The organism is Pseudarthrobacter sp. Pseusp20 (genome assembly GCF_059492155.1).
Genome location: NZ_CP168521.1, coordinates 4,228,727 through 4,250,211, shown reverse-complemented (window position 1 = coordinate 4,250,211; position 21,485 = coordinate 4,228,727). Strand labels below are relative to the sequence as shown.

Annotated in this window: 16 protein-coding genes; 5 read left to right on the top strand and 11 right to left on the bottom strand. The window is 66.3% G+C overall.

Annotation, left to right across the window (positions count from 1 at the left end; translation table 11 throughout):
* The first annotated feature begins 30 nt into the window (after positions 1-30).
* Both ACEN9K_RS19730 and ACEN9K_RS19725 read left to right on the top strand, forming a co-directional pair.
* A complete protein-coding gene (locus ACEN9K_RS19730) occupies positions 31-264 on the top strand; it encodes a DUF3073 domain-containing protein (protein WP_018772127.1) in 234 nt (77 codons plus the stop codon).
* 126 nt (positions 265-390) lie between these two features.
* Complete coding sequence (locus ACEN9K_RS19725; RefSeq protein ID WP_495634910.1) at positions 391-1,164, top strand: VOC family protein; 774 nt, start codon at positions 391-393, stop codon at positions 1,162-1,164.
* A 47-nt stretch (positions 1,165-1,211) separates the two neighbouring features.
* Here ACEN9K_RS19725 and purM read toward each other — a convergent pair whose 3' ends face one another.
* The 3 genes from purM to ACEN9K_RS19710 are packed head-to-tail and all read right to left on the bottom strand — an operon-like array spanning position 1,212 to position 4,396.
* Positions 1,212-2,357 (bottom strand): phosphoribosylformylglycinamidine cyclo-ligase, encoded by a 1,146-nt coding sequence (purM, locus tag ACEN9K_RS19720; protein ID WP_018772125.1) that lies wholly within the window; start codon positions 2,355-2,357, stop codon positions 1,212-1,214.
* Positions 2,354-4,024, bottom strand: a complete 1,671-nt coding sequence (gene purF, locus ACEN9K_RS19715; protein ID WP_018772124.1) for an amidophosphoribosyltransferase — start codon at positions 4,022-4,024, stop codon at positions 2,354-2,356. The genes purM and purF overlap by 4 nt, the downstream gene beginning before the upstream one ends.
* Before the next feature lie 57 nt (positions 4,025-4,081).
* On the bottom strand, positions 4,082-4,396 hold the full coding sequence (locus ACEN9K_RS19710) for a hypothetical protein (protein WP_018772123.1): 315 nt from the start codon (positions 4,394-4,396) through the stop codon (positions 4,082-4,084).
* Between the two features lie 320 nt (positions 4,397-4,716).
* Here ACEN9K_RS19710 and ACEN9K_RS19705 point away from each other — a divergent pair, with 320 nt between their 5' ends.
* The 3 genes from ACEN9K_RS19705 to ACEN9K_RS19695 all read left to right on the top strand — a co-directional run bounded on the left by ACEN9K_RS19705 (position 4,717) and on the right by ACEN9K_RS19695 (position 8,929).
* Positions 4,717-5,823 carry an S-(hydroxymethyl)mycothiol dehydrogenase gene (locus tag ACEN9K_RS19705; protein ID WP_224084132.1) on the top strand — a complete coding sequence of 369 codons (1,107 nt, stop codon included), beginning with the start codon at positions 4,717-4,719 and terminating at the stop codon, positions 5,821-5,823.
* On the top strand, positions 5,820-6,440 hold the full coding sequence (locus ACEN9K_RS19700; protein ID WP_478222808.1) for an MBL fold metallo-hydrolase: 621 nt from the start codon (positions 5,820-5,822) through the stop codon (positions 6,438-6,440). Before ACEN9K_RS19705 ends, ACEN9K_RS19700 begins: the two co-directional genes overlap by 4 nt.
* A gap of 140 nt (positions 6,441-6,580) precedes the next feature.
* Positions 6,581-8,929 (top strand): FdhF/YdeP family oxidoreductase, encoded by a 2,349-nt coding sequence (locus tag ACEN9K_RS19695; RefSeq protein ID WP_495634909.1) that lies wholly within the window; start codon positions 6,581-6,583, stop codon positions 8,927-8,929.
* A 77-nt stretch (positions 8,930-9,006) separates the two neighbouring features.
* Here the strand turns inward: ACEN9K_RS19695 and ACEN9K_RS19690 are convergent, their stop codons facing one another.
* From ACEN9K_RS19690 to ACEN9K_RS19655, 8 genes are all read right to left on the bottom strand, one after another.
* On the bottom strand, positions 9,007-9,225 hold the full coding sequence (locus ACEN9K_RS19690; protein ID WP_495634908.1) for a hypothetical protein: 219 nt from the start codon (positions 9,223-9,225) through the stop codon (positions 9,007-9,009).
* Between the two features lie 134 nt (positions 9,226-9,359).
* Entirely contained in the window at positions 9,360-10,838 is a 1,479-nt protein-coding gene (locus ACEN9K_RS19685; RefSeq protein WP_495634907.1) for an HNH endonuclease signature motif containing protein, read from the bottom strand.
* 499 nt (positions 10,839-11,337) lie between these two features.
* Positions 11,338-13,845: a GcvT family protein gene (locus ACEN9K_RS19680; RefSeq protein WP_495634906.1), complete on the bottom strand. Its 2,508-nt coding sequence runs from the start codon at positions 13,843-13,845 to the stop codon at positions 11,338-11,340.
* 256 nt (positions 13,846-14,101) lie between these two features.
* Positions 14,102-15,514 (bottom strand): MFS transporter, encoded by a 1,413-nt coding sequence (locus ACEN9K_RS19675; protein ID WP_018771783.1) that lies wholly within the window; start codon positions 15,512-15,514, stop codon positions 14,102-14,104.
* Between the two features lie 384 nt (positions 15,515-15,898).
* Positions 15,899-17,272, bottom strand: a complete 1,374-nt coding sequence (locus tag ACEN9K_RS19670) for a molybdopterin molybdotransferase MoeA (protein ID WP_495634905.1) — start codon at positions 17,270-17,272, stop codon at positions 15,899-15,901.
* 157 nt (positions 17,273-17,429) lie between these two features.
* Complete coding sequence (locus tag ACEN9K_RS19665) at positions 17,430-18,335, bottom strand: bifunctional 5,10-methylenetetrahydrofolate dehydrogenase/5,10-methenyltetrahydrofolate cyclohydrolase (RefSeq protein ID WP_018771781.1); 906 nt, start codon at positions 18,333-18,335, stop codon at positions 17,430-17,432.
* Positions 18,332-18,958 (bottom strand): cyclodeaminase/cyclohydrolase family protein, encoded by a 627-nt coding sequence (locus ACEN9K_RS19660; protein WP_134165081.1) that lies wholly within the window; start codon positions 18,956-18,958, stop codon positions 18,332-18,334. Before ACEN9K_RS19660 ends, ACEN9K_RS19665 begins: the two co-directional genes overlap by 4 nt.
* A gap of 4 nt (positions 18,959-18,962) precedes the next feature.
* A complete protein-coding gene (locus tag ACEN9K_RS19655; protein WP_478222814.1) occupies positions 18,963-21,455 on the bottom strand; it encodes a GcvT family protein in 2,493 nt (830 codons plus the stop codon).
* Positions 21,456-21,485 lie beyond the last annotated feature (30 nt).

Below are 21,485 nucleotides of genomic sequence, written 5' to 3'. Positions count from 1 at the left end.
TCCGGTCCAAGTACAAAAGGGGGTCACGCCATGGGGCGCGGCCGTCAAAAGGCAAAAGCTACCAAGCAGGCTCGGGACATTAAGTACTACTCCCCGAACACTGACTACTCGGCACTTCAGCGTGAGCTGACGGGCCCTGGAAGTCGTTCAACGAGCCATTACTCGAATGAACCGGTCGAACCGGACTATTCGGCTTATGTGGATAAGTACGCGGATGATTTGGATGACGATGACGACGAGGTAGACAACCGTCGCATCGGCTAGTTGTCGCAAGCCTGCTGTGGCCCCTGGCCCGGCTGCTGTGGCGCCGCTTACGTCATGGAGCCCGCTGCCCCACCGAATTACCGGCAGGGCAGCGGGCTTTCCGTGTTTGGTTGGTAACCTGACCGCATGACTGTTCGGACCACGTACGCCAGCGGCGAGCCCTGCTGGGCGGATCTCCAGACCCCCGATGTTGATGCCGCCAAAGATTTCTACGGCCGCCTGTTCGGCTGGACCTACCAGGACTTCCCCACTCCGGACGGCCGCAGCTACGCGCAGGCCTTTGTCCGCGGGCAGTTGGTGGCCACCATTGCGCCGCAAAATCCCTTGCAGCTTGAGGCCGGCACCGCTGCCGAGTGGAACGTCTACTTTGCGGCCGCAGATGCCGCGGACGTGCTCCAGGAAGCGGGCCATGCCGGCGGAACCGCCCAGTTCGGGCCTGAGACGGTGGGCGACACCGGGGTGCTGGGCTTTTTGGCCCCTCCCGGCGGCGGAACCACCGGGATCTGGCAGGCGGGTACCCACTTCGGCAGCCGGCTCTTCAACGAGCCGGGCGCCTTGGCCTGGGCTGAGCTCTTTACACCCGAGCCGCAGGCCGCCATCGGCTTCTTCCAGCAGCTTTTCGGCCATGAAGTCACCGAGTACCCCCAGGACGACGGCGGCAGCTACAGCACGCTGCTCATCGACGGCAGCGAGGTGGCCGGCATCGTTCCTGCCGACGAAGGCGAGGAAGCGGACTGGCAGATCTACTTTGGCGCGGCAGATATTGCCGCGGCGGCAGCGGCCGCCCTGGCAGCAGGCGGCGAAGTCCTGGTGGAGCCGGATGACCGTCCCACGGTGGGATCACTGGCCACCATCGAGGACCCGCAGGGCGGTGTGCTGAACCTCATCCAGGTCGCTTAAAAGTGGAGGCTCCCCACCGCGTGCAGTGGGGAGCCTCCAGCAGTTGGCTAGGCGTAGGCGTTGACCAGGCGGACAGCGCCGCCGTCCACGCCCTTGGCGCCCTGGACGTAATCCGGGCCGGACTTCAGGATGGAGTCCGAATCCTCGGTGACCGTGCCCATGATCCAGGACGGCAGGCCCCGGTCGTTCAGGCGGGCAACGGCGGCGTCGGCAGCTTGGGGCGACACGATGGCCACCATGCCCACGCCAAGGTTCAGGGTGCGCTCGAGGTCCGCCAGGGGCACGTTGCCCAGCTCCGAGACCAGCTTGAAGATGGCCGGCAGTTCCCAAGTGGCGCGGTCCACGGTGGCCACGAGGCCCTGGGGGAGGACGCGGGCCAGGTTGGCGGCCAGGCCGCCGCCGGTGACGTGGCTGAAGCCGTGAACAGCCGCTTCGGCGCTGACCGGGAAGGTGCGGGCCAGGTCCAGGCAATCGGCCGCGTAGACGCGGGTGGGTTCCAGGAGTTCCTCACCCAGGGTGCGGCCCAGTTCGGACACCTGGCGGTCCAGGGCCCAGCCGGCGTGGTTGATGACGCGGCGGACCAGCGAGTAGCCGTTGGAGTGGAGGCCGGAAGAGGCCATGCCGATCACGACGTCGCCCGCACGGACGCGGTCCGGTCCCAGCAGGGCATCGGCCTCGACCACGCCGGTGGCTGCGCCGGCAACGTCGTATTCGTGCTCGCCCAGCAGGCCCGGGTGCTCGGCAGTCTCGCCGCCCACCAGGGCGGTGCCGGCCACGGAGCAGGCGGCCGCGATGCCGCGGACAATGCCCGCGATGCGTTCCGGGACCACCTTGCCGCAGGCGATGTAGTCGGTCATGTAGAGCGGCTCGGCGCCTACCACCACGATGTCATCCACCACCATGCCCACAAGGTCGAACCCGATGGTGTCGTGGATGTCCATGGCCTGGGCGATGGCAACCTTGGTGCCCACGCCGTCGGTGGACGTGGCCAGCAGCGGCCTCTTGTAGGTCAGCAGCCGGGAAACGTCGTAAAGGCCGGCGAACCCGCCCACCCCGCCGATCACCGAGGAGTTGTGGGTTGCCTTGACGGCATCCTTCATGAGCTCGACGGCGCGGTCCCCGGCTTCAACGTCCACGCCTGCGGAGGCGTAGGTGATGCCGGAGTTGTTTGCGGCGGGGCTAACGGAAGTCATACGGACTCTTTCTTATCGGCGCTGGTGGCGGCGGGTACGTCGGGCACAAGGTCGGCTTCGGTCAGCAGGTTCTCGAATTCTGAGTCCGGGCCCGGATCACAGCCGGTAGCCCCGGCCTTCTCAGCGGGGTCCTCGGTGGCGTCAACGGCCAGGGCGGCGGTTTGGCCGGGAAGCGCGGACGGGGAGGGCTTCAGGCCGCCCAGGTCGGTGCGTTCCAGGAGGTTCTTTCCCAGCTTGTCCGCGTCCGGGAGCTTGATGGGGTACTTGCCGGTGAAGCAGGCGGTGCAGAGGCGTTCGCGCGGCTGGCGGGTGGCACCGATCATGCCGTCCTCGGAGATGTAGGCCAGCGAGTCTGCGCCGATGGCTTGGGAGATCTCCTCAATGGTGGCACCGTTGGCAATCAGTTCGGCCCGGGAGGCGAAGTCGATGCCATAGAAGCACGGCCACTGCACAGGAGGGGAGGAAATCTTCACGTGCACTGCGGCGGCGCCGGCTTCCCGGAGCATCCGCACAATGGCGCGCTGGGTGTTGCCGCGGACGATCGAATCATCCACCACCACAACACGCTTGCCGCGGATCACGGATTCAAGGGCGTTGAGCTTGAGCCGGATGCCCAGCTGGCGCAGGGTCTGGGAGGGCTGGATGAAGGTACGGCCCACGTAGGAGTTCTTGACGAAGCCGTGCGCGAACGGGATACCGGATTCTTCGGCGTAGCCAACAGCCGCGGGGGTGCCGGATTCCGGCACGGGGATGACGATGTCCGCCTGCTGCGTGTTTTCGCGGGCCAGCTGGCGGCCCATCTCCACGCGGGACTCGTACACGGAGCGGCCGGCGATGGCCGCGTCCGGGCGCGCGAGGTAGACGTACTCGAAAACGCAACCTGCCGGCGTCGGCTCCGCGAACCGCTTGGACCGCACGCCTTCCTCGTCGATGGCAATGAACTCGCCCGGCTCGATCTCCCGGATGAAGCTGGCGCCCACGGTGGCCAGGGCGGACTGCTCGGAGGCAACCACCCAGCCGCGCTCCAGCCGGCCCAGGACCAGCGGGCGGATGCCGAAGGTGTCACGTGCAGCGTAGAGCGTGCCCTCGTCCATGAACACGAAGCAGAAGCCGCCCTTGATCTTGGGCAGGAGTTCGGTGGCGGTTTCTTCCAGGGTCTTGCCGGGCTCGCCCTCCAGCAGGGCGGTGACCAAGGCAGTGTCAGAGGTGTTGCCCTGCTTCATTTCGCCGGTGAGGTGGCCGCCGTTGCGTTCGGTGATCATGGCATTGAGCTCGGCGGTGTTGGTCAGGTTGCCGTTGTGTGCCAGGGCCACCGTGCCGGTGGCGGTGGCGCCAAGGGTGGGCTGCGCATTGGCCCAGTGGCTGGCGCCGGTGGTGGAGTAGCGGCAGTGGCCCACGGCCAGGTGCCCGGTCAGGGTGTTCAGCGTGGTCTCGTCGAAGACCTGGGACACGAGGCCCATGTCCTTGTAGACGTTGATCCGCTTGCCGTCGCTGGTTGCTATGCCAGCCGACTCCTGACCGCGGTGCTGCAGTGCATACAGCCCGTAATAGGTAAGTTTTGCTACCTCTTCGCCTGGGGCCCAGACGCCGAAGACGCCGCAAGCGTCCTGCGGGCCTTTTTCGCCGGGGAGAAGATCATGGGAAAGTTTTCCATCGCCGCGTGCCACTGGTCGATTATCTCACGATATGGGGTATGACTTTTCCGGCCGCCCGTTTGTGACTTGCTACGCCTGGGGATCGGTGTCCGGCTCCGAGTCGGGAACGGCCTCCACGACGGCCCGGTCCTGCCGCTTCAGGCTGCGGCGGTCCAGGACCAGCGCCAGTGCGGCGCCCAGGATTGCGCCGCACGCGGCAAACATCACCAGGAAGAATCCGAAGACAGCGCCGGGGTCGAACGTTGCATCGCCCGGTACCGCGTAGGCAACCACTGCGGCTGCAGCAACACCCACCAGCGCACCCAGGACCAGGAAGGGAACGTACTTGGGTGCCCGGCGGACGGTTACTTCGCGCCGCTCGGCAGCGGATTCTTCAAAAGCCATGCCATCAAGCGTACTGCCGGAGATTTTGGGGACATAACGGGGCGTACGCCGCCATTGAGCGCCCCGGGCGACCAAAAACGCCCAGGCGGCCAATGCCGGACGCCTATCGCCCCGCTGCCCTGCAACTGATATATCTATTGACACGAGGTGTGGCCGCTGTCATATTGCTAGGTAGCGCTATGTGCATTCTGTTGTGCATTACGCAATTGTTCAGGGGTTGGTAGGCCCAAGACCCCGTCCTTGAACAGCTGCGTCAGCTAGATTGGCACACGTCGCCGACTTACCGGACTGCCAAGGTCCAGGAAAGGAACACAAGAACAATGGTCCACAAGGTTCAAGCTGTCATTGTCCGGGAGAAGGACGCTCCGGTGTCGTTGGAGACCATCCTGGTGCCGGATCCGGGCCCGGGCGAGGCGCTGGTGGACATCCTGACCTGCGGCGTCTGCCACACCGACCTGCACTACAAGCAGGGCGGTATCGGAAACGACTTCCCGTACCTCCTGGGCCATGAAGCCACGGGTGTGGTCAGTGCCGTTGGCCCGGATGTGACCTCGGTGGCCCCCGGCGACCGGGTCATCCTTAACTGGCGTGCCGTCTGCGGGCAGTGCCGTGCGTGTGCCAAGGGCCAGCCGCAGTACTGCTTCAGCACGCACAACGCCACCCAGAAGATGACCCTGGAGGATGGAACCGTGCTTTCGCCGGCCCTGGGCATCGGCGCCTTCGCCGAGAAGACGCTGGTCGCCGCCGGGCAGTGCACCAAGGTGGACCCGGACGTTGACGCAGCCGCCGTGGGCCTGCTGGGTTGCGGCATCATGGCCGGCATCGGCGCCGCGATCAACACCGGCGAGGTCAAGCGCGGGGAATCCGTGGCCGTCATTGGCTGCGGCGGCGTGGGCATCGCTGCGGTCGCCGGGGCCAGGCTGGCCGGTGCCACGACGATCATCGCCGTGGACATCGACGACAACAAGATCGACATGGCCAAGTCGCTCGGTGCCACCCATGGCGTGAACTCGCGCCGGGAGGACGCCGTGGAAGCCATCCGTGCACTCACCGGAGGCCACGGAGCGGACGTGGTGATTGACGCCGTCGGCCGCCCTGAAACGTACAAGCAGGCCTTCTACGCCCGCGACCTTGCCGGCCGCGTGGTCCTTGTGGGTGTGCCGACGCCGGAGATGACGCTGGAACTGCCGCTGCTGGATGTTTTTGGCCGCGGCGGGTCGCTGAAGTCCTCCTGGTACGGCGACTGCCTTCCGTCCCGTGACTTCCCGATGCTCGTCTCGCACTACAAGCAGGGCAACCTGGACCTGGATGCCTTCGTGTCCGAGCGGATCACCATCGACCAGGTGGAGGAAGCGTTCGGCAAGATGCACGAGGGCAAGGTGCTGCGCTCCGTCGTCGAGGTCCAGCCGGCGGGAGCGTCCGCATGAGCGTCACCATCGAAAACCTGGTCACCTCCGGCACATTTTCGCTCGACGGCGGCACCTGGGACGTGGACAACAACGTCTGGATCGTGGGCAATGACGAGGAATGCATCATCATCGACGCGCCGCACGACGCCGCCGCGATCATCGCCCAGGTCCGCAGCCGGAAGGTGAAGGCCATCCTGCTCACGCACGCGCACAACGACCACATCGGTGCCGCACGCGAGGTCGCCGATGCCCTGGGCGCTCCGATCCACCTGAACAAGGAGGACCTGGTGTTGTGGGAGCAGGTCTACCCGGACGCCAAACCGGACCACTACCACTCCGATGGCGACGTGTTCCAGGTGGGCGGGGCAACCCTGAAGGCAATCCACACGCCGGGGCACTCGCCCGGGTCCACCTGCTTCTACCTGGAAAGCGAGGGGACGGTCTTCACCGGGGACACGCTGTTCAACGGCGGCCCAGGCGCCACCGGACGGTCCTACAGCGACTACCCCACCATCCTGGCGTCCATCCGGGGGAAGCTGCTGACCCTCCCGGCCGACACCGTGGTCCGCACCGGCCACGGCGGGAACACCACCATCGCCGCCGAGCAGGAAACGCTGGCGAAGGTAGCCCAGTAGCGCGCGACATTCAGTAAGGTGACGTGCCGGAGAAAGGCGCGCGGGGTGGCCGGGCGCGCCTTTCACTGGCCCTCGAACACCACTCGCCTTCGAACACCACTCACCTTCGAACAACACAGGCCGGTAAGGAAGTTGGAACGATGAAGTTCGGTAAGCAGCCCGCCCCCGTCGCGGACATCAATGAGGACAACCTTGAGGTCCACAAGCCCAAGACCGAGGCCGCCGGCGTCAAGGCCGTCATGGTTGCCCTGGAGCGTGCAGTCGCCCAGGCAGGGGTGGCCCGCACGGCGCAGTCGCTGCTGCGGTTGAACCAGCGTGGCGGCTTCGACTGCCCGGGCTGCGCGTGGCCGGAATCGGACAAGAAGCGCAAGACGGCCGAGTTCTGCGAGAACGGCGCCAAGGCGGTGGCCGAGGAGAACACCCTGCGCACCGTAGGTGCGGAGTTCTGGGCCAGGCACTCCATTGCCGAGCTGTCCACCAAGACCGAGTACTGGCTGGGCAACCAGGGCCGGCTTTCCGAACCGGTGGTGATCCGGGAGGGCGAGACGCACTACTCGCCCATCTCCTGGAATGAGGCGTTCGAGCTGATCGGGGAGCACATCCGGGCCAGCACCCCGGACCGCTGCGTCTTCTACACCTCCGGACGCACCGCGAACGAGACTGCCTTCCTCTACCAGTTGTTCGCCCGGTCCATCGGGACGAACAACCTGCCCGACTGCTCCAACATGTGCCACGAGTCTTCCGGCTCGGCGCTGAACCCGACCATCGGCATCGGCAAGGGCACGGTGTCCCTGGACGACATCCACGACGCCGAACTGATCTTCGTCGTCGGCCAGAACCCGGGCACCAACCACCCCCGCATGCTGTCCGCGCTGAAGGAATGCAAGGACAAGGGCGGCAAGGTAGTGGCCGTGAACCCGCTGCCAGAGGCGGGCCTGTTCAACTTCAAGGACCCCCAGACCGTCTCCGGCGTGGTGGGCGGCGGCACCCCGCTCGCGGACGAATACCTGCAGATCAAGGTGGGCGGGGACCTGGCGCTGTTCCAGGCGCTCGGCCACCTGCTCCTGGCGGCTGAAGAAGCCAACCCGGGGACCGTCGTCGACCATTCCTTCATCGCCGCGCAGACGGACGGATTCGACGCCTACCGCGAAGCCCGCCGGACTCTGGACTGGGACGAGACCGAGCGGGCCACCGGCCTGACCCGTGGGCAGATCGAGAAAGTGGCGTCGATGCTGGTGGCGTCCAAGGCGTCCATCTTCTGCTGGGCGCTGGGCGTGACGCAGCAGCCACACTCGGTGGACACCATCAAGGAGATGGTCAACGTGCTGCTGCTGCAGGGCAACTTCGGCAAGCCCGGCGCCGGCGCCTGCCCGGTCCGCGGGCACTCCAACGTCCAGGGCGACAGGACCATGGGCATCTGGGAGAAACCCAAGGAATGGCTCCTGCAGGCCCTGGACAGCGAGTTTGGAATCACCTCCCCCCGGCACCACGGCTACGACGCCGTGGAATCCATGGAGGCGTTCGAGCGCGACGAGGTGGACGTGTTCGTCTCGATGGGCGGCAACTTCTCGCTCGCCTGCTCGGACACCGAGGCCCTGGAAGCCGGGATGCAGCGGATCGGCCTGACCGTGCACATCAGCACCAAACCCAACCGCTCCCACATCGTGCACGGCCGCACCTCGCTGGTCCTGCCCACCCTGGGCCGGACCGACAAGGACGACAAGCACCCCAACGGCGCACAGTTCCTGTCGGTGGAGGACTCCATGTCCGTGGTCCACTCCACCCAGGGCCGCCTGACCCCTGTGTCCGAGCACCTGCTGGCCGAGCCCGTCATCGTGGCGCGGATGGCCGAGGCCACCTTCGGCCCGAACCACCCCGTCAACTGGAAGGCCATGGCCGAGGACTACGACGTGATCCGCGACCACATTGCCCGCGTCCTGCCCGGCTTCGAGGACTTCAACACAAGGGTCCGGACCAAGAACGGCTTCGTGCTGCCCAACCCGCCGCGCGACACCCGCTCCTTCGCCACCGACATCGGCCGCGGCCGGTTCACGGTCAGCCCGCTGGAATACCTCACCCCGCCGCCGGGGCACCTGGTGCTGCAGACCATCCGCAGCCACGACCAGTACAACACCACGTTCTACGGCCTGGATGACCGCTACCGCGGCATCTCCGGCGGCCGCCGCGTGATCCTCATCCACCCCGAGGACCTTGCCGAATCCGGCTTCCAGGACCGGGAGCTCGTGGACGTGGTCAGCACCTTCCAGGGCGTGGACCGCCGCGCGGACAAGTTCCGGTTGGTGGCCTACCCGACTGCCAAGGGCTGCGCCGCGGCGTACTTCCCCGAGGCCAACGCCCTGGTCCACAAGGAGAACGTGGCCCGCATCTCCAACACCCCCGGCTTCAAGGCCATGTTCGTCCGCTTCGAACCCCACAAGGGCGAGGACGCGGTGGCCGAAGAGGCAGGATTGCTGCAGGCCAGCGTGTAGATGGCGCGACAGAGCGCCCCTGCGTCCCCGGCTGGATAACAGCGGGGAGGCGGGGGCGCTCTTCCGTCGTTTACGGCCTAAACAGGGTTGTTTCCGTGGGGCTCGGCCTCCGGATCCAGGTCCTTGCCATAACCGCTGGCCGAGGCAAGCCCCGACACCTGCTGGCCGGCGTTCGTTTGACCGGGGGCAAACTGCCCGTCCTGTGGGTCCTGGGCTTCCCCCTCCGACCCGCCTGCGACATCCTGCCGCAGGTGCTCGTCGGAAGGAACGTTCTTGGATACCTCTTCATCAGCCATGCCAACAGCCAAACACTTGGGTCATAACGGCGGCAAGGGGTAAACGTGGGCCGCGTTCCGGCCATGCTCCCGGCATACAGTCCGCCCAGTAGAACCGTGGGGCACGTCCAAAACAGACCGGGGTGCAGCAGTCCTCATACGGGGGCGTGGAGGAACCGTTCCAAGGCTTCTTCTCCCGGGGACAGCGGAAGGAACGCAAGGTCCGGTGGGCCGCCGAGTGACTTTCCGGGGGGTCCCACTATCCGTTTGAGCCACTGGGGCCACCATGGTGGTTCCCAATCCTGGTGTTCGGACGTGTAATGGCGGCCGGTGGGTGAGGTCCAGCCGGGTGGTTCGTTCCTGGTGGCCGGGGTGGGTGTCCAGCCGGTGCTGTGCCGGAGTTTGTGGTGTTTTCGGCAGGGTTGTCCCAGGTTGGAGATCCCGGTGGTGCCGCCGTTGTTCCAGGCGATGATGTGGTCGGCGTCGTTGTCGAGTGAATTGTTGCTGCAACCGGGGAACGGGCATTTTCCGTCCCGCAGCCGCAGCCAGGCCCGCATCGCGCCCGTGACCCTGTAGCTGGTCCGCCCGATCTCCAGCGGCGCCCCGTCCCGCGGATCCACCAACACCCGGTAGAACGAGCTGGCGCCGTTGGCGACGAGTTGCCTGGCCATGGACGGCGGGATGGGCCCGTAGCCGTCGAGCATGGCTGGTTCATCGGTCAATCCCATCAGCGAGGAAACCGGGACGGTGACCAGCACCTGCGCTTGGATCCGTGGCGATGGGACATGTGCTGCTTCACCGTCTTCAACATCCCCGGTTGCGGTGCCGCTGCCCAGAATCGCGTCGGCGAAGGTGTCGGCCCGGAGCTGGGGCATGCTGCGGGGCTCGTCGGGGCCCTGCATGCTCCGGGCGAGGGCGGTGAGCCGGTTCCAGCCGGCCAAGGCTTGGTGGGCGGGCAGGTGTGCGGAGAGCCAGGCCATGCCGTCCTGGTCCGGCCGGAACTCCACCCGCCGATCCGCCACGGACTTAGCGTGGCGTTTTTCGATGCTCTCGGCATGGTGGCGTTCCCGCCAAATCCTTGCCTTGGCCCTGAACCGGTGCGCGGGCATCTGCCCGGCCGGGCAGCCCCGTGCCGGGTCCGGGGCGCCCGGGTCCAGGAAGTGCCCTTCCAGTGGGGCGGCACCGGCGGCATCAAGGCTGGCCGTCTCGTCAACCATGGCCAGGGCATGCTGCCACGACAGGTCCCCGGCTTCCAGTGCCGACAGCGTCCGGGGCAGCGTGGTGGCCAGGGCGTGGGAGGCGGCCAGGAACGACGACGCGGCCCGCGGCCCCAGAGACAGCACACACCCGACCTCAGCCGCGACAGCCATCTCCTGCGCCTGCACCGAAGCATCCGGCCCAGCAACACGATGGGCGCTGTCCGAGTACGTCACCGCGGCCTTCGCCTTCAACGCCGCGAACCCTGCCTCCACCTGACGGGCCCCGGCAATAATATCAAGGCAACCATCGGCGAGCCCCGCCAAGGGATCAGCCGGCGAGAACGGCTCGGGACCGTGCCCCTCCACCTCGGCATGAAGCACAGCAAGGGCACCACGGATATCCGCATATGCCTTGGCCACCGCTGCTTTCCCCATGAACTAATCATCGGGGGAGGGTCTGACATTAAGAGGAGCGGCCGGACCTTTCACCGGCAGGGGAGATCGGAGCTAAACGACGGCTCCGTCATGGCGCTGCACCCGGCGGGAACGGCGGGGGAGGCGCCAGGCCCAGTACGCAATCATGAGTCCTGCCGTCGCTGCCCCTCCCGCGTATGTCGACGGCGAGCGGGAGGACCCAGGGACGGGCCGAACAACAGGAGCGTCAGCGAGGTCACCATCACGCAGACCGCGGCGAACGTCCAAGGGCGGCGGCCCGGGCGCTGCTGAATCACGGCAGTGACGCCAGAATGTCATCTGGCCACACCCTGGTCAGCACGCTGTTCCCCCAAACACCTGTTCCCTCAAATTTGTTGTTGCTCCGGTGAGTCTACGACACGGTTTTGCCGCGCGAATCAGTGCCCTCCCCGAGGCACCAAAAAGGGTGGGTGGTCCTGCCGGTCTCAAGCAGGTCCACCCACCCTTTGGGCGGGGCTGGTCAGCCGCGGAGGCGTTCCATGCCCGGGTCAAAGAGCGGCTCCGCAGTGACGGTGGCGGCCACCCGCCGGCCGAAGTACTCGATCTCCACGGCGTCCCCTTCGGACACTGACGAGGGCAGCCAGGCGTAGGCGATGGGCTTGCGGATGGTGAAGCCGTACGCCGCGCTCGTGACGTACCCAACGGCTTCCCCAGCCACAAACACCGGTTCCTTGCCCAGCACCACGGACGTGCCGTCGTCGACCGTCAGGCAGCGCAGTGTCTTGGCCGCCGGCTGTTCGCGGAGCGACGCCAGGGCCTCGGCACCAACAAAGCCCGTCTTGTCCTTGGCCACGGAGAAGCCAAGGCCGGCCTGGTAGGGGTGGTGCTCGGACGTCATGTCCGTGCCCCACAGCCGGTAGCCCTTCTCAAGGCGCATGCTGTTGAAGGCACCGCGGCCGGCGGCGACGATGCCGTGCTCCTGGCCCGCCTCGAACAGCAGGTCCCAGAGCTTCAGCCCATATTCGGCCGTGGTGTAGAGCTCCCAGCCGAGCTCGCCCACGTAGGAGAGCCGCATGGCCGTAACGGGGATGCCCCCAACGGAGATTTCCTTGGTGCGGAAGTACTTGAGGCCGTCGTTGCTGAGGTCGTCCCCGCTGACCTTGCCGATGACCTCGCGGGCCAGCGGGCCCCAGAGCCCGATGCAGCAGGTGCTGCCCGTGATGTCGGTGACGTGGACCCACTGGGCAGGAGCAGCGGCCGACTGCTTCCGGGCCTCCACCCGGAGGTAGTCGAAGTCAACGTTGCTGTTGACGCCCAGCTGGAACTCCTCCTCGGCGAGCCTGGCGACGGTCACGTCACTGCGGATGCCGCCGTCGTCCGCCAGCAGCAGGCAGTACGTCACGGCACCCGGCTTTTTGGCGATATTGCCCGTGCTCAGGCGGTGCAGCAGTGCTTGGGCGCCGGGGCCGGCGACGGAGAGGCGCTTCAGCGGCGTCATGTCGAAAAGTCCGACGGCGGTGCGCGTCTTCCACGCTTCGGCGGCGGAAATGGGGGAGTGGAACATGGCGGACCATTCGTCGCGCCCAGGAGCCCGCCATTCTTCCGGCAGTTCGGCCAGGAGTCCGCGGTTGGCTTCGAACCAGTGCGGGCGCTCCCAGGCGGCGGACTCCAGGAAGAAGGCCCCGAGTTCCTTCTGGCGGACGTTGAACGGGCTGACGCGCAGGTCGCGCGGGGATTCGCGGGGCTGCAGCGGGTGCAGGACGTCGTAGATCTCCACGAAGTTCTGCTGCGACGTCTCGCTGACGTACGCGTCGGAGGTCTGCACCTTCTCGAAGCGTGTCAGCTCGCAGCCGTGCAGGTCGGTCTGCGGCTGGCCGTCGACGAGCAGTTCGGCCATGGCCTTGGCGACGCCGGCCGAGTGCGTGACCCACACTGCCTCGGCCACGAAGAAGCCGTCGAGGTCCGGCGCCTCGCCCATGAGCGGGCCGCCGTCAGGAGTGAAGGAGAAGATGCCGTTGAAGCCGTCCTGGATTCCGGTGCTGCGCAGTGCCGGCAGCAGGTCCTGGCTGTCCTCCCACGCGGGCACGAAGTCTTCAAGGGTGAAGTCCAGGCGGGAGGGCATGCGGTGGTCGGACATCTCCCCGGCCGGGACCTTGGGCAGTGCAGCCATGTCCACGGGCATGGGACGGTGGGCGTAGCTGCCGATGCCAATGCGGTCGCCCCACTCGCGGTAGTACAGGTCCTTGTCCTGGTAGCGCAGAATCGGCTTGCTGGCACCCTTCGGAAGCTCGTTGACGCCCTCAAGTTCGGCAAGGGGCGTGGTGACCACGTACTGGTGGGCCAGCGGCAGCAGCGGCACCTCCAGGCCCACCATCCGGCCGAGCTCACGGCCCCAGAAGCCTGCGCAGGACACCACGATGTCGGCTGGGATCACACCGGAGGAGGTCTCGACGCCGGTGACCTTGCTGCCCTCCCGTGCGATGCCGGTGACGGTGGTGGAGCCGAGGTAGGTGACACCGAGTTCGCGCGTCCGCTCGATCAGCAGCTGCACGGCCCGGGCCGCCAGGGCGATACCGTCGGTGGGGATAAGCAGGCCGCCCAGGACCTCACGGCCGCCGGCAAGCTTGCCGGTGTTCAGCAGCGGGTAGATCTTTTCGCATTCGTCGGCGTCCACGATCCGGCTTTCGACGCCCCAGGAGGTCATCAGGCCCATCTTGCGCTTGAGGTCGGCCAGGCGCTCTGGGGTGGTTGCCAGTTCCAGGCCGCCCACTTGGTTGAAGCAGGACTGGCCGTCCTTGGTCAGGGCGAGCAGCTTGTTAACGGTGTAGGTTGCGAATTCCGTCATGGTCCTGGACGGGTTGTTCTGGAACACGAGGCCAGGGGCGTGCGACGTGGAGCCGCCTGCGAGCTCCAGCGGGCCCTGCTCGACGACGGTGATGTCGTTCCAGCCGCGGCTTGCCAGCTCGTCGGCGAGGTTGGTGCCGACGATGCCGGCTCCGATGATGACGACGCGGGGTGATGCGCTCATAATTCTTGGTTCTCCTGGTTGGTGCTGAAATCCGCCTGGCCGGGGTGATGGAGTTCGCTTCGCTATGAGCAACGCGCATCACTATATGCAACAGGGTGTCTCAGCTCACATAGGATGTCAAGGGTTTCCTGCTTTGTTGCGGGGATGGGCGGTGCTGTGATCACAGGCGGCAAAGAGGCCCCCGCCGCTGGTGGGGCGAAGGCCTCTTTGGTGCAGCTCCGGTTATCCGGCGGCGTGTGTCCGTGCGGTCCCGGTGTCAGTGGGAGAAGTCTGCTGAAATCTCGGCGAGGGTGCGCCCTTTCGTCTCAGGCGCGAGCCATTGCGAGAGGACTGCGCCGAGTAATGCGACGGCGGCGGCTACGACCATGGTTGCGCCCATGCCGATGTTGGCGATCGCCCATGGCAGGGCGAAGGTGCCTAGTGCGGCTCCGATCCGGCTGAAGGACGCAGCGAAGCCCATACCGACGCCGCGCAGGTGGCCGGGGAATACCTCGGCCGGATAGACCTGGGTCATCGTGGTGTAGCCGGCATTGAAGTAGGAGAAGGCGAGAAACAGGACGAGCACGAGGATCGCTGGTGCGTTCCCCCATACTCCGATGACCAGCAGGATGCCCGCGCAGAGCCACTGCCCGGGCACAGTGAGGATTCGGCGGCCGAGCTTATCAATCAGAAGTACGCTGGTGACAACGCCCGCGACCGCAAGTGCGGACAGGCCGACTCCACCGGCCCAGCCGCCGCCGAAGCCGAATTGGTTGAGTACCTCGTCGGCGAAGGTCGCGATCGCGAAGTACGGAGTGACCGCGCAGAACCAAAAACCTGCAGTGAAGACAGTGGCGCGCCAGTACTGCCTCGAGAACAGCATTCCGAAGGAGGCGTTCTTGATTTTGGTCCCACTCTCCGCGGCTTGGGCCTCCTGGAGCATCCTCAGATCCATCTCTCCGGTGATGCTGTCGTGCATCTGCGGCGATTCGACATATCGGTGTGCGATCTCGAGTGCTTCCTTGTGCCGTCCCTTAGTAATGAGCCAGCTCGGCGATTCGGGGAGGCCCATGCGGGCGAGGAACAGAACGAATGCCAGTATCGTGCTCGTGCCGAGTACTAGGCGCCATGGGGTGCCGGCGTCGTGCAGGAGCGTGCCGATGATGAATGCCATCATGAAACCGACGTACCAGGCGATCAGGGTCAGCCCGAGCAACCGCCCGCGGAGCTTGGGTGGGGAGAACTCTGACAGCAGTGGCCCACCGATTGAGTACTCGCCGCCGATCGCGACGCCCATCATGAATCGGATGATGGCCAGCTGGATCACGGCGCCGTCTCCAGAGGTTACGAAGAATTGGGCTCCTGAGGCGACCAGGAACAGGCCCATGTCCACCAGGAACATTGGCTTGCGTCCGAACTTGTCAGTAGCCCAGCCAGCCAGCGGGGAGCCGATGAAGATACCAGCCAGCGGGCCTGCAGCGATCATGCCCAGCGATAGTGCGTCGAGCTGGAGATCTGACCGCATGGATCCGGTGACCGGGCCGATGATTCCGAGGATGTAACCGTCGAGGAACATCCCGCCTATGAAGACCGCTACAAGCCGCATCATGAAGCGGCGCTTGAACTTGGAGCTGGTCTCTTTTGATGAGGAGGTGTCGACGGGGGCCGTCGTCTTGGTTGGATTGATCATTGAGATTCGTTCCCTTCCGGCTTCAGCGCAAACCGCTGAAGGTGCCAGAGCGCTGTTTCCTGGACCCACGGACAGGCTTCGGCGTCGTTCCCCGGTTCCGGCGCCCCGCGCTGCTTTGATCGATGGTGCTGCCATCCCTGATAGTCATAGACAGTTTCCTTTGGTGATCTGGCGCTGCCGCATGGATACTGGCAGCGTTGTGCGGCCGATGCACGGGCCAGGGCCCCTTTCGGATCGGCCATCATGAATTCGTTCGTCTGTTCCCCAAAGTCATCACGGGTGGAGCCGGGGGACGGGAGGAGCGTATCCGGGCGTGCCTCGTTCCGTGATGATCAACAACCTTCGCTGTATGCAACAAAATCGTGCGCTAGCTCACATTCAATGTCAAGAGTGTGACCCCCTAAAGGCAAAGTGTGTAGGCGCTCCTGCTGGGGACTCCGGGTCACACCAAAGGCCCTGACCGCTGGGAGCTGGTGCTGCCCACGGAAGCGGGAGCACGGGAACGGGTCCCCCGGAATCAACACCCTGGGGTGGAACGGCCATGACCGCGTCCGCCCAGGCAAGCCCGCGCATCATGCCGGGCCCGGTGTGCTGGACTGGGAACGCAAGGCCGGACAGGAACCGGCAGGGGACCAGGCGTGTCCTTCCCGGATCGCCCTCGAGGTCGCAGCCGGACATCACGAGCTGCAACGGAGGCAGCTGCGCGCCCCCAAGCGAGGCCATCAGCGGTGCGCCCAGGGTGAGGAGGGCCATCATGGCCGCCAGGGGATTGCCGGGCAGGCCAATGACGAACCGGCCGCCGGGAAGCGCGGCGAGGACTGCCGGGTGCCCGGGACGCATCGCGATGCCGTCCACCAGCAACTGCCCGCCCATGGCGTCGACGGCGGCACGGAAATGGTCGGTGCCGGATTTTCCGGTGCCGCCGGTGGTGATGAGCACGTCTGCGTGCCCGCCATGGGGCATCACCGGGTTCTCCAGGGCAGCCAGCCAATCGCTGAACGAGTCACCGATTCTTTGCGGGCTGTCCGCAACACCGCCGAGCAGGGAAACCACGTGTCCGAGCTGCGGGCCAAAGGTGTCCCGGACCTGTCCCGGGCCCGGAATTCCTTGCGTCACCACTTCGGCGCCGGTGAGTACGACGGCGGCAGCGGGCCGGGCGCGGACCTGGACGGTGTCGTGCCCTGCCGCCGCAGCCAGGGCCACGTGCGCGGGATTAAGGACGGTGCCGGCAGGGATGAGTACGTCCCCTGACCGGGCTTCCTGCCCGGCAGGGCGGATGTGTTGGCCGCTGCACGGCTCACCGGGCTTCGCATCGGCACGCAGCGCCAGGATGTGGTTGCCGTTGGGGTCCCGCACGGCCAGGCCGCTTTCCTTGCGCAGGACGGCGTCGGCGCCGTGCGGTACCAGGCCGCCGGTGGCAATCACGGCGGCACTGTTTGCGGATAAAAATCTGTTGCCCTCACCGGGCAGGGATCCATGCTGGCCGGCTCCGGCCAGCAGCCATGGACCAGGCCCGTTCACGGCCCAACCGTCCATGGCGGACGAGGCATAATGCGGGAGGTCCTGGAGGGCGGTGACATCCCGGCTCAGCGTGCGTCCATTGGCTTCAGCGAGCGGGACTGCCACGGGCGGGAGCGGACCGGCGGAACCGAAGGCCACATGGCGCGCTTCGGACCACGGTATGCACCCGCGTTCCGGGACGGGACCCGGCGCAGCCGTGCTCCTTGAAACGCTGGCTGTCAATCCATTGGCAGGCATCCGGGGCCCCTCCTTGTTAAGTCACCGGCACCATGCCGGTTGCGGGGTCCCGTTTTCCGAAAACGGTGCTTCGATGAGGAATACCTCCCCAGGTCTTAGGCCCATCGAAGCACCTTTCACGGAAAACGGGACGCCCGTTGCTAACGCTGTGCCTTTCCTAGCCCGCGGCTTCCAGGACCTGGGACTCCAGGGGCCCGGCCGCCAGCGGCAGGGAAGACACTTGCCTGCGTGCAGCCTCCACGGTGTGAAGCAGCAGCAATGCCGTGGTCACTGAGCCCACGCCGCCGGGAACCGGGGTGAGCGCCGCTGCCGTCCCGGTGACGCCGGCTTCGTCCACGTCACCCACCAGCGAGCCGTCGGGAAGGACGTTCGTGCCGACGTCGACCACTACCGTCCGGGAGGAGACATGGCTGCCGGTCAGCAGGCCGGCGCGTCCGGCGGCGACCACCACGACGTCGGCATCCTTCGTGTAGCGCTCAAGAGGGCCCGACCTGGAATGGCAGACCGTCACGGCGGCATCGCGTGCCAGCAGCAGGAGGGACAGTGGCTTGCCCACCACGGCGGACCGGCCCACGACCACCACGCCCTTGCCCGCCAGGGGAACCTGGTAATGATCCAGGATTTCGACGACGGAGCGCGCGGTGGCGGGCGCAAAGGCCGGCTGCCCCACGGCAAGGCGACCCAGGCTCAACGGATTTGCGCCGTCAATGTCCTTTTCCGGGGCGATAAGGCCCACCAGGTTGTCCGTCCGGACACCGGGCGGCAGTGGAGTTTGCAGGATGATGCCGTTCACGGACGGTTCGGCGCTCAGGTCCCGCAGGACGCTGGCCAGCACCGGTTCCGTTGCGTCATGGCCCAGGTCGATGATCCGGCAACCCACTCCTGCCCGCTCCGCTGCCCGCTCGATGGAGCGGACGTACCAGTGCGTTGACTCATCGGCGGTCGCCATGACCACCGCCACGACCGGGCGGACGCCGTCCAGTTCAAGCGACCGGACCTGCTCCTGCACTTCCTTGTGGAACAAACCGGCCAAAGGCTTTCCGGAAAGTACTGCGGTGCTCAACCAAGGATCCTTTCCCGCACGCGGGCCGAGAGGGCCTCAGCCGCCAGGACTACCTTTTCCTCAATACCGTCCGTCTGCCGGGCAAGCAGCGCGCGTGCCTCCGGGTCCTTGACCGCCACGACGTTGATGTCGATGTTGACGCGCGCGGTGGCGGCAGCTGCGCGGGCGGCATCGGCAGCCGCTGCCACGTCGCTGATGACGTTCGCGTTGGCCACGTCGAACAGCTCCGTGGCGAGGTCCACGATGTCGCCTGAGACCTTGATGAGCTGGGCGGGTGTCTGTGCAGCCTGGATGAGTGCCGACTGGATCCCGGCCGCGCGCGCGGCCTTGGACTCATCCGTGTCGGACGGCAGCCTGTAGGAGTCGATGACTGCCTGGAAGGCCTGTTCGTCCGCGTCGGCCAGGCGCAGTGCCTCGGTAATGAGATTGTCTGCTGCCTGGGTAATGCGCTGCACCTGGGGTGCGTGCTGTTCGTACCTGGCGCCTGTGGTGTAACGCGCCACCATGGCCACCAGGGCTGCACCCTGGGCCGCATGCAGGGCCGCGGCTGCACCGCCGCCCGGCGTGGGCTGTTTTGCGGCCAGGCGTGTGAGGTAGCTGCTGACTGTCTCTGAGCTGATCATGGCACTACCCGCGGAGCCGGGTCATGGTGGGGTCGTACAGCGGGTCCTGGGTCACCGTGGCAACGATCCGGCGTCCGAAGTACTCGATCTCCACGGAGTCGCCGATCGAAACTTCGGCGGGCAGGTAGGAATAGGCGATCGGTTTCCTGACCGTGTAGCCGTAGGCGGCGCTGGTCACGTAGCCAACTGCCTGGTCCTTGTAGAACACCGGTTCCTTGCCGAGCACCAGGCTGCGGCCGTCGTCGACCGTGAGGCAGCGCAGGCGCCGCGCGGAGTTCTCCTCCGTGCGGCCTTCCAGGGCCGCCTTGCCGACGAAGTTGTCCTTGGCCATCTTCACCGCGAAGCCCAGGCCGGCCTCGAAGGGGTCGTGCTCGGTGGTCATGTCCGTGCCCCAGGAGCGGTAGCCCTTTTCCAGGCGGAGCGAGCTGAACGCGGCCCGCCCGGCAGCGATGACGCCAAACGGCTGGCCGGCCTTCCACAGTGCATCCCAGAGCCGCTGTCCGTTGTCGGCGCTGGTGTACAGTTCCCAGCCCAGCTCACCGACGTAGGACAGGCGCATGGCGGTAACGGGGACGCCACCGATGACCACCTTCTTGGCGCGGAAGTATTTCAGGCCATCGTTGGAGAAGTCATCACTGCTGACGGTGCTGACGAGGTCGCGGGCGAGCGGGCCCCACAGGCCGATGCAGCAGGTGCCGCCGGTGGTGTCGCGGACCTGGACCCAGTCGTCGGCGCTGCCGCTTGCTGTCTGGTGGCGGGCTGCGCGTTCAAAGTAGGCGGTGTCGATGTTGCCGTTGGCACCGAGCTGGAAGGTGTCCTCGCTGAGGCGGGCCACGGTGATGTCACTGCGGACCCCGCCCTGCTCGTCCAGGAGCAACGTGTAGGTGACGGCTCCGGGCTTCTTGTTCATTTCCGCGGTGGTCAGTTCCTGCAGCAGCTTCAGGGCGCCCGGTCCGGAGATTTCGAGGCGCTTGAGCGGGGTCATGTCGTACATGGCGACGGCGGTGCGCGTCTTCCATGCCTCGGCCGCGGCAATAGGCGAGCTGAACATGCCGGACCAGGAATCACGGGCCGGCGGCTGCCAGTCAGCGGGCATCTCCTTGAGGAGCTCGGCGTTGGCCTCGAACCAGTAGGGCCGTTCCCAGCCGCCGCCTTCCAGGAAGTAGCCGCCCAGCTGCTTGTGCCTGGCATGGAAGGGGCTGACGCGCAGGTTGCGCGGGGAGAGCTTGGGCTGCAGCGGGTGCAGGACGTCGTAGATCTCCACGAAGTTCTGCTGCGAGGTTTCGCTGACGTATTCGGGGGTCAGCTGCACGTCCTCGAAGCGGTGGATGTCGCAGTCGCCCAGGTCGATGGAGGACTTGCCGTCCACCAGGAGTTCGGCCACAGCGCGCGCGATGCCGGCGGAGTGGGTGACCCAGACGGCTTCGGCCACGAAGAAGCCGTCGAGTTCCCTGGACTCGCCAACGAGGGATCCGCCGTCGGGGGTGAAGGAGAAGATGCCGTTGAAGCCGTCCTCGATCTCGCTTTCGCGCAGGGCGGGCAGGATCTGCTTGGTGGCTTCCCACGCGGGGAGGAAGTCCTCGAGGGTGAAGTCCAGCCGGGACGGCATGTTGTGCTCGCTGATCTCATGCGGCTTGAAGCTGCCGAGTTCGTCGAGGTCCACGGGCATGGGCTTGTGGGCGTAGGAGCCGATGCCGTAGCGGTCGCCGTGTTCGCGGTAGTAGAGGTCCTGGTCCTGGTGCCGGAGGATGGGCAGCCGGGCGCCGTTGGGCAGTTCGTTCTTGCCCTGCTGTGCCGGAACCGGGGTGGTCTTGACGTACTGGTGGGCCAGGGGCAGCAGCGGCACGGACATGCCGATCAGCTCGCCCACCTTTGCACCCCAGAAGCCGGCGCAGGAGACCACGATGTCTGCCGGGATCACGCCGTCGGGCGTCTGGACGCCGGTGACCTGCCTGCCGGACTGTTCGATGCCGGTCACAGTGGTGTTGCCCAAGTACTTGACGCCGGCCGCTTCGGTGCGCTTGATCAGCAGCTGCACCGCCCGCGCCGCGCTGGCCAGGCCGTCGCTCGGGACGTGCAGGCCGCCGAGGATGTCCTCATCGTTGATGAGCGGGTAAAGCTCCTTGCATTCTGCCGGGGAAAGAATGGAGCCTTCGATGCCCCATGCCTGCGCATAGCCGAGCTTGCGCTTCAGGTCCGCGAGGCGGGTCTCGGTGGTGGCAACCTCCAGGCCGCCCACCTGGTTGAAGCAGCTGACGCCGTCTTCGGTGAGGGACAGCAGTTTCTCCACGGTGTACTTGGCGAACAGCGCCATGGACTTGGAGGGGTTGGTCTGGAAGACCAGTCCCGGGGCGTGCGAGGTGGAGCCGCCGGGCATGTTGAGGGGTCCCTGGTCCAGGACGGTGATGTTGTTCCAGCCGCGCGTGACGAGTTCATCCGCGAGGTTGGTGCCGACGATGCCGGCTCCGATAATGACAATGCGTGGTGACGATTCCAAGGAAGTCTCTCCTGCTGCTTTACGGGTTAG